Origin of the sequence: uncultured Campylobacter sp. (assembly GCF_937996225.1) — a bacterium.
Classification (GTDB): domain Bacteria; phylum Campylobacterota; class Campylobacteria; order Campylobacterales; family Campylobacteraceae; genus Campylobacter_B.
The window spans coordinates 25,484-34,212 of sequence record NZ_CALKTC010000004.1 but is presented as its reverse complement, the minus strand read 5'-3'; the positions used below and the strand labels follow the sequence as shown (position 1 = coordinate 34,212).

At 44.4% G+C, this 8,729-nt stretch carries 7 protein-coding genes; 2 read left to right on the top strand and 5 right to left on the bottom strand.

The features are described from left to right. On the bottom strand, positions 1-917 hold a 917-nt coding region (locus Q0174_RS00565), incomplete at its 3' end, for an NFACT family protein (RefSeq protein WP_298040909.1). A gap of 5 nt (positions 918-922) precedes the next feature. After that, positions 923-1,447, bottom strand: a complete 525-nt coding sequence (locus Q0174_RS00560; RefSeq protein WP_298040907.1) for a nitroreductase family protein — start codon at positions 1,445-1,447, stop codon at positions 923-925. A gap of 97 nt (positions 1,448-1,544) precedes the next feature. Between Q0174_RS00560 and Q0174_RS00555 the strand changes: the two genes are divergently transcribed. Then, the gene (locus Q0174_RS00555) at positions 1,545-2,810 is read left to right on the top strand and encodes a 3-isopropylmalate dehydratase large subunit (protein ID WP_298040905.1); all 1,266 of its coding nucleotides are present in this window, start codon (positions 1,545-1,547) and stop codon (positions 2,808-2,810) included. Positions 2,811-2,826: 16 nt separating this feature from the next. On the opposite strand, the gene Q0174_RS00550 is transcribed toward Q0174_RS00555, so the two are convergent. The 3 genes from Q0174_RS00550 to ilvD form a co-directional block, all read right to left on the bottom strand. Beyond that, on the bottom strand, positions 2,827-3,021 hold the full coding sequence (locus tag Q0174_RS00550) for a hypothetical protein (protein ID WP_298040902.1): 195 nt from the start codon (positions 3,019-3,021) through the stop codon (positions 2,827-2,829). Between the two features lie 253 nt (positions 3,022-3,274). Next, a complete protein-coding gene (locus tag Q0174_RS00545; RefSeq protein WP_298040900.1) occupies positions 3,275-4,858 on the bottom strand; it encodes a hypothetical protein in 1,584 nt (527 codons plus the stop codon). 55 nt (positions 4,859-4,913) lie between these two features. After that, positions 4,914-6,587 (bottom strand): dihydroxy-acid dehydratase, encoded by a 1,674-nt coding sequence (ilvD, locus tag Q0174_RS00540; protein WP_298040898.1) that lies wholly within the window; start codon positions 6,585-6,587, stop codon positions 4,914-4,916. A 188-nt stretch (positions 6,588-6,775) separates the two neighbouring features. Between ilvD and Q0174_RS00535 the strand changes: the two genes are divergently transcribed. Then, positions 6,776-8,689, top strand: coding sequence for a TonB-dependent receptor (locus Q0174_RS00535; RefSeq protein WP_298040896.1), 1,914 nt, complete (start codon positions 6,776-6,778; stop codon positions 8,687-8,689). Positions 8,690-8,729: the final 40 nt, after the last annotated feature.

The following is an 8,729-nucleotide window of genomic DNA, read 5'->3' as shown; positions in this document are numbered from 1 at the left end:
GCGGTGATAATGAGCGATTTTAAATTCTCGTAAAACGCGAGTTTCTCCTTTAAATTTTGCTCTTCGATATGTATATTAGCAGCCTTTTGGCGCATACGCTTTGCCTCGGAGTAAAGCTCACCCAAAGTGGCGCTTGCAGGCTTTTGTAGCTTAAATTCTATCGCTTCGGCGTCTCCTTTTTGCAGCGTAAATTCTCGCGCGCTGGTTGGAATTTTATAGATATTTTCTTTTAGCAAGGCAGCTTTCGCACCTAAAAGTTCGGCGCTTCGCAGTAGTTCGGCGCTGCTTTGCAAAGAGCTTAGAGCTTCGCGCACCGAGTCTAGCTTTTTATTTAGCACCGTGATTTTTGCGGATTTGAGCGAGTTTAAGCGATCCGCATTTAGCGCGTTAAATTCCGCGCGAAAAAATGCTTTAAAATCCGAAATTTTTGGCACGGGGGCTTCTTTAATATTTGCAGGCGGCAGATGGCGGAGTTTTCTTCCTACCTTAATCTGTCTAAATTCCGTCTCGAAGTGCCGCAGTGCCTCTAAAATCACATCGTTTTCATCGGTGATTATTACGTTGGTAAATCGCCCGGTAAATTCGAAGTAGATATTTGAGCTTTGGGTTTTGTAGCTTGCGTTTTGGCTTACGCTAAGGCATAGAATTCTATTATTTTCTGGCACACTAACGGAGGTAATGCGCGATTTTACGAAGCGCTTGGCAAGTAGCACATCAAAGGGCGCCGCGTAAACCTTACCTTCGGTAAAAGCGTCATTTTCGTGGATATTGCAGCCTGATTTATTCATATCAAAAAACAGCGTCTCATTGCCGTCAAAGCAAACTTTAAAAAGGTTATCTCCTACGCGTTTAATGTGCGAAAGGAAGCGTTTGGCGCGTAGATACTCGCAAATTTGAATTAAGTTTTGGTACTTCATACGCGCTAAAATTTCTCTTTATGGATTTTGCTTAAATTTAGCTTTTGCAGATCGTGCGAGCTCGGGCGCTGTTGCGGTACGCCGAGGGCTAGTATCGCTTCTGCTTTGAAATTTAGCGGAAAGCCCAGCGCCTCGCGCAAAAGCTCCTCGCAGCTGCGCCCGTCCGCAGCGGTGCGCAGCCTTACCTGTACCCAGCAGCTGCCGAGATTTAGCGCGCTTGCGGCAAGGTGCATGTAGCCTAGCGCTACCGAGCAGTCCTCGATCCAGACGTCCTGCTTCTGCTCATCTGCGATCACGACGATCGCGGCCGCAGCCTGTTTTAGCATATCCGCTCCGCTGCTGCGGCACGCGCTTAGTCGCTCAAGCATCCGTTTGTCGCGCACGAGGATGAACTCCCACGGGCGGCGTGCATGCCCCGACGGCGCAAGCAGGCCCGCTTTTAAAATTTTATCCAGCGCCTCGTCCTCAAGCGGTCCCTGCGCGTATTTTCTTACACTTCTGCGATTTGCAAAAATATCTAAAATTTCCATCGTCTCGCTCCTTGCGGCTCAATTATACATAAAATTGCAAAAATTTATGATTTTTTAGCTAAAATCGCGCAAATTTAACCGATATGAAGGAGATTTTATGAGACAGACGATTACGGAGAAAATTTTTAGCGAGCACGTGGGCGAGGCGGTTTTTGCGGGACAAATCATCGAAAGCGCCATTGATATGGTTATCGGCAACGACATCACGACGCCGATTTCGATCAAGCAGTTCGAGCTTAGCGGCGCGAAAAAGCTCGCCAACCCGGACGGCTTTGCGATCGTGATGGATCACTACATCCCCACGAAAGACATTTTAAGCGCAAACCAAGCTAAAATTTCACGCGAGTTTGCTTACAAACACGATTTGAAAAACTATTTCGACGAAAAAGATATGGGTATCGAGCACGCGCTGATGCCTGAAAAAGGGCTCGTAGTGCCCGGCGACGTCATTATTGGCGCGGATAGCCACACCTGTACCCACGGCGCGCTGGGGGCTTTTGCGACGGGTATGGGCAGCACCGATCTTGCTTTTGCGATGATAACGGGCAAGAATTGGTTTAAAGTACCGCCTACGATCAAAGTAATTTTTCACGGCAAGCCCGCACCGCACATATATGGCAAGGATCTGATTTTAGAGGTGATTCGCCTCATCGGCGTGGACGGCGCGCGCTATAAGGCTTTGGAGTTCTGCGGCGACGCGCTGGAGCATCTGGATATGGATAGTAGATTTTCGCTTTGCAATATGGCGATCGAAGCGGGTGGCAAGAGCGGTATCGTCGCGGTCGATGAGATCACGAAGGAATTTTTGGCGGATAAAAATTTGCGCGCCGAGCCGAAATTTCACTACTCCGACGAGGGCGCGAACTATGAGCAAATTTTGCAGATCGACGTTAGCAAGCTTGATCCGGTGATTGCATATCCGTTTCTGCCTAGCAATGGCAAGAGCGTGCGCGAGGCGGTGCGCGATGACATCGCCGTCGATCAGGTCTTTATCGGCAGCTGCACCAACGGCAGGCTCTCCGATCTGCGGATTGCCGCGCAAATTTTAAAAGGTCGCAAGGTCGCGCGCAAAACCCGCCTAATCATCACGCCTGCGACGCAAAAGATCGCTCTGGCCGCGCAAAAAGAGGGGCTGTGGGATATTTTCGTCGAGGCAGGCGCAGTCGTGAGTAACCCGACCTGCGGCGCGTGCCTGGGCGGATATATGGGGATTTTGGGCGTGGGCGAGCGCTGCGTAAGCACGACTAATCGAAATTTCGTCGGCCGCATGGGCGATAGAACGAGCGAAGTGTATCTAGCAAACTCCGCCGTCGCCGCAGCTAGCGCCGTCGCAGGCAAGATCGCCGATCCGCGGGATTTGTAGATTTAGGATTTAAAACTTAATGGCGATGCGGTTTGTCTATATGTGACCTAATGAATTTGCTTGCTTGATCCCGGTGTAGACGCCAACACCATAAACACAGCAAGATCCACGTACGTAGCGAGAAATACGGCGGTCTAGTGAAATAATTAAGTAGGCTGCAACCAAATGCCAAATGTGCGCCAAAGCCTGCTAACAAACTGCCTAAGATCACCCGAAATACCTAGACTTTACTCGCGGATAGGCGAAATTTGACCTCGTTCGCCATAAAAATCGTCGGCATCAAAGGCGAGACGTTAAACTAGGCCTAAATTTAGTATATGCCTACGCGGCAAACTGGCGCAAAGATAAGCTATGCACGTAAGGAAAATATCAAAGCGATTTTTGAAATAGCGAATGATAAATTCGAAGATATAGTTAAAGTTTGATATTACTAAAATTAGTATAAAGTTTTAACAGTATTTTATTTAGTTTATAATATTTTTCTCCGAAATCCAAAATCTATAATCATCTATTTTACTTTTATTTTGATCTTTTGCTATGACTTCTAGCCAATATCTGCCGTCTGATTTTACTTTTACGAGGATGTTTTTAAATTTTACCGTCGAACTTGGCATTTCGTCAGATATGCAAGTATATTTTATAAAATTTATGTCTTTATCCTGCGTATTTTTGCATTTATTGATATTTTCTAAATTTACGTATTCCGGTATATTTTCTTTTTTGATATCAAAGTCGGTTTGGTAATTCGCCAGACCTACAACTCTAACAAAAAATCCACTATTACTAGCAAATAGTAAAAATACTAAAGCCATAAAAGATAATACAAATAAAAGAACTCTGTATGCGAATTGTCTACTAATTTGAAGAAGTCTTATTAAAAAAGAAAGAATCGCCATAGAAACCACTATAAGAATGTATTCATCTGCATAGTTAAAATAAATAGCTATCAATATTAGCAAATCGGAAATAAATATTAAAAAAGCAGCTAGAAAAATATTGCTCAATTCATCTTTATTATCCCACCAAAATTTACAAAAAAAGTATACTAGTAATACTGCATGCAAACCTAGACATCTTCCAAATAAACAACCTATATCATTAAGACACCTATGTGAAGAATACGATAAATTTAATATGTAATAAATTAGTGGAAAAAGGGCCATTAGTAGTATTGCAACAAAATCTACTCCTATAAAACAGTATTTGATTTTATTTTTACTTTCGTACCAGCATCTAAATAAAAAGTAATTTTGTAAAAATACAAGAATACAAAAATATAAAGTCAAAAATACAGCAATAGCAAAAACTGCAACTAAGGATATAGGTATGCTTCCTATAGAAATTTCCGGCACTCTTCTTAACTCTAAAAAATATGGTATGCAAAGAAGCGCTCCAAAAACTACAAAATTTAATACAGAAAATATTTTATATTTTATACCTTTTGCTATGATTTCTTTTGCGTCGCTTAACATAGAATTTGAAACATGGCTTATATATGTTTTTTTGTCTTTGATAAATTTATCCGGTAAATTATTATAAATTCTATATATTTCACTCTCGTTTTTAAGAAATTTTATATAAAGTTTCTTTTTATCCTCAATATCTATAGTTTTTATTGATTTTTTAACAATTTCTTTTTGTATTTTTAATATTCTAAGTATTTTTTCATAATCAGTTGATAGCTTCTTTATTGTATATATACTTATAGAATTTATACCATTTTCTTTAAGGTAAGTTAGTGAAATATAGATTTCATCAATATCCTTTTTTGATTCCTCTGATAAAAGATTATATTTATTATCCATTATGTCTTTCACATACGATCTGATTTTATCGATTTTGTTTTCGTATTTAATACATTTTGTCAGGAGGTTCTCTATACACTCAATTCCCCATCCTATACTTATTTTGTGCTTAAATTTATCAATAATTTTATTTATGTTATATGCATGGCACCATTGTTTATTTAGGCTTTTAAAATTTGAAAGCGCGCCTATCTCATCATCTACTAGTTTTAAATCCTTATAGGTAAAATCTCCTTCAAACATAAAAATCATTCCTTATTTAAATTTTTAAAACTACGATACCTACCGATTTTAAATTCTACGCCTCCAAAATCGCTCCGTTGCTAGCGTTCGTTACCAGCTTGCGATACATTCGCAGCCAGCGGTACGGCAGCGGTTTTTCGATCGGCTTAAATTTAGCTCTGCGTTCAGCGATTTCGGCTTCGCTTAGGCGCACGTTGATCGCGTACGTATCCACGTCGATGTCGATGATATCGCCGTCTTGTAGCAGTCCGATCATGCCGCCCTCGGCAGCCTCCGGGCTCACGTGTCCGACGCTTAGCCCCCTAGTCGCGCCGCTAAACCTGCCGTCCGTGATGAGCGCCACGTCCGCGCCGAGCCCTCGCCCCATGATGAGCGATGTCGGGCTTAGCATCTCCTGCATACCAGGGCCTCCGCGCGGCCCTTCGTAGCGGATGACAACCACGTCGCCCTTGTTTACCTTGCCGCTTGAGATGCCCTCTATCGCTTCGTCTTGGCTGTTAAAGCACACGGCCTTGCCGCTAAATTTACGCTCGCCGATGATGCCCGCTGTCTTGATGACGCAGCCCTGTTCGGCTAAATTTCCAAACAAAATCGCCAGCCCGCCGACCTGCGAGTAGGCGTTTTCGACCTTGCGGATGACCGATTCGTCTTTTATGGCGCTAGCTCCGACGCGCTCGCCTAGACTCTCGCCCGTGACGGTCGGCGCGCCTAAGTCCAGCAGACCGTTGTCGCGGCGCGAAATTTCATTTATCACGGCGCTTAGACCGCCCGCGCGGTCGATATCCTCCATATGCACGTTTGGCAGGCTCGGGCTGATTTTGGCGATGTGCGCGATCTTACGGCTGATCTCGTTGAGCCCGGCGATCTGCAAATTTACCCCCGCTTCGCGCGCGATAGCTAGGATGTGCAGCACGGTGTTGCTGCTGCCGCCCATCGCCATATCGACGACTAGGGCGTTTTGGATCGATTTTTCATTTACGATGTTGCGGATTTTATATTTTTCATCCAGCGCGATCTCGCAGATACGACGTCCAGCCTGCCTGATGAGCTCCTCGCGCTCAGGAGTTAGTGCTGGCACCGTGCCGTTGCCTTTTAGCGCGATTCCCATCGCTTCGCATAGCGTATTCATCGAGTTTGCCGTAAACATCCCCGAGCAGCTGCCTCCGCTCGGACAGGCGGCGCACTCGATCTCTTTTAGCTCCTCGGCGCTGATCTCTTTGGTTTCAAATTTCCCCACCGCCTCAAACGCCGTAGATAGGTCGATCGGCTCGCCTTTTTTGGTGTAGCCCTTTTTCATCGGGCCGCCGCTAACAAAAACCGTCGGCACGTTCACGCGAAGCGCGCCCATAACCATGCCCGGTACGATTTTATCGCAGTTTGGCATGCAAACTAGAGCATCTAGGGCATGGGCGTTCATCACCGTTTCGATCGAATTTGCGATTAGCTCGCGGCTAGGCAGGCTATAGAGCATCCCGCTATGCCCCATCGCGATGCCGTCGTCCACGCCGATGCAGTTAAACTCAAAGGGCACGCAGCCGTTTTTGCGGATCTCGTCTTTTAAAATTTCGGAGTATTTGTTGAGAAAAAAGTGCCCCGGGATGATCTCGATGAAGCTATTTGCCACGCCGATAAACGGCTTTTCAAAGTCCTCATCCTTTAGCCCGGTCGCTCTTAGCAAGCTTCTGTGCGGCGCACGCGTATAGCCTTTTTTGATGATGTCGCTTCTCATTTTTTGTCCTTGGATTGAAATTTGCGGATTTTATCACATTTAATAATAAATTTTGCTTTTCTGCGTCTATGAATGTGCAGAGCAGCTTGGCGAATAGTTCTAATTTGAAATTGGATATTGACTTAAATCAAACGCATTTGCTTTTCGTTGTGGTATAATTTATACCAATTATCAATTAGGGAGTTGAAATGAGAAAAATTTTGCTTAGTTCCTTGTTAATTTTTATGCTTTTTAGCGCGCAAGGAGCCTTTGGAGAGGAGGAAAGGCTTGCGGATTCAGATAGGTTCGGTCCTCTAAAATCCTTCGGTCCGCCTAAGTTCATCGCTCCGCCTTCGGCACAAAAGCAGACGTTAGAAAACCAATTCGATCGCGCAGATCGAAATTATTATTCTGCGGCAGACGCTATAGACGAGGCGATCTCATCGCTACGGCTAAAGAGCGGATTTTACGGCAGAAATTTTTATAACTCTGCTTTGACAAACTTCCGTACTAGCAAATTTTACGGTATTTTCAATCTCAACCACACAAAGGCAAACGGCTACAAGGACGGATTGGGCCGAGAGGTAGATTTTGGTTACGAGCGCTTCGCTCAAGCTGCGATTTTAGGTTTTGTGCCGAGCGAATATGCAGAATTTCGCCTTACGTATATGCATGACGATATAGCTGACGATAAGCAGCCCGAGTATCAAATGGATCCCGTAGATACCGATAGGCACGTTGTGCGGTTTGACGGACGCTTAGGATTAGAGGAGCTTAGCAATACCGTAAGATTCGGAGCACGATATCGTAATATAAAGCGCGAAGCGAATAACTATAAGCTAAGAAATAGCCCACAAAATATGCAGATCAAGCTGAATCGTAAAATTTGGGATTATTATCTTAAATATGACGCAGATTTGGGCTCTTGGCATAATCAAATCGGAGCCAGCTACGAGCGCGACGAGCATCTAGGGCGAAGATTTCGTATAAACGGCAACCAGAGCATATTAAACGCGTATCGTTTCGCGGATTTGAATATAGATCGTTTTAAAATTTTTGACACATTAAGCTACGAATTTTCATCCGAGCACAAATTAACTGCGGCTCTAGCTTACGAAAAAGATATCGCTAAAGCAAAGAAAGCGGATCTTACGTTAGAAAATCCGCTAAATCCTGCGACGCTCTTTCCTAGCGCCAATATGTTGTGGCAAAATTTTTATGGGCGGCAGGTAGACGGCACGCTCAAAGAAGATGCTTATAGTGCGGAGCTGAAATACGACTTTACTCCGCAAAATCAGCTCTACGGCGTGCGGATAGCTCACATAGAGCGTATTGGAGATAACGTAGAGAAATTTAACTCTTTGGGAAATTTCGTCTATAATCGTGCGCAAAATCGCCTAATATCCCAAAGACCAGGCTCATCGATAGTGGGTAATCCGTTCTTGAAAAAAGAGGAGCATAACTTAGTGAAGCTCGAAGCTAAATTTAAAGATGGCGCGGATTATATGAAAAGCGCTTTCGGCGGGGATTTGGACGCGGGAGCATTCGTCAGCTACGACGACGTTAAAAATCTAATAATCTTCGATCGCGCTCGCGCACAGTATGGAATTTACGCAAATTCCGGCGATATAATAGCGCGAAACGTAGATGCCAAAATCATTCAGACTAGCGCGTATGCTAAATTTAACGTTACGCAAAATTTCGGTATCGCTGCAAAAGCCTACTATACCTACGGACAAAACGATACCGACGGTAGAGCTTTGTATCAAATCCGCCCGTTTGAGTTAAATTTAAACGTAGATTACAAGGACTATTTCGCATACGGCTCGTGGAACGTAGGAGCTGCAGCCAGAGCCGTAAGCAAGCATACGCGCGGTGATTTCGATGCAGCCAACGGGCTTGGTATAGACGATAAAGACGCGGCAAAGGGCTTCATGACGCTGGATCTGTATTCGGGTGTAAATATTCGAGATAAGTTCGGCGTGAAATTTGGAGTAAATAACGTGTTTGATAAAAAATACGCTGAGTTCATAAGCGCCGATCATATCGAGGCTTTTGCTCCGATTAGCACGATAAATGCTCCTGGTAGGACGTTTTGGCTGAGCTTTCATGCGGCGTTTTAAATTTGTGTGACAAAGAGAGATATAAATTTTAAGTTAAGGA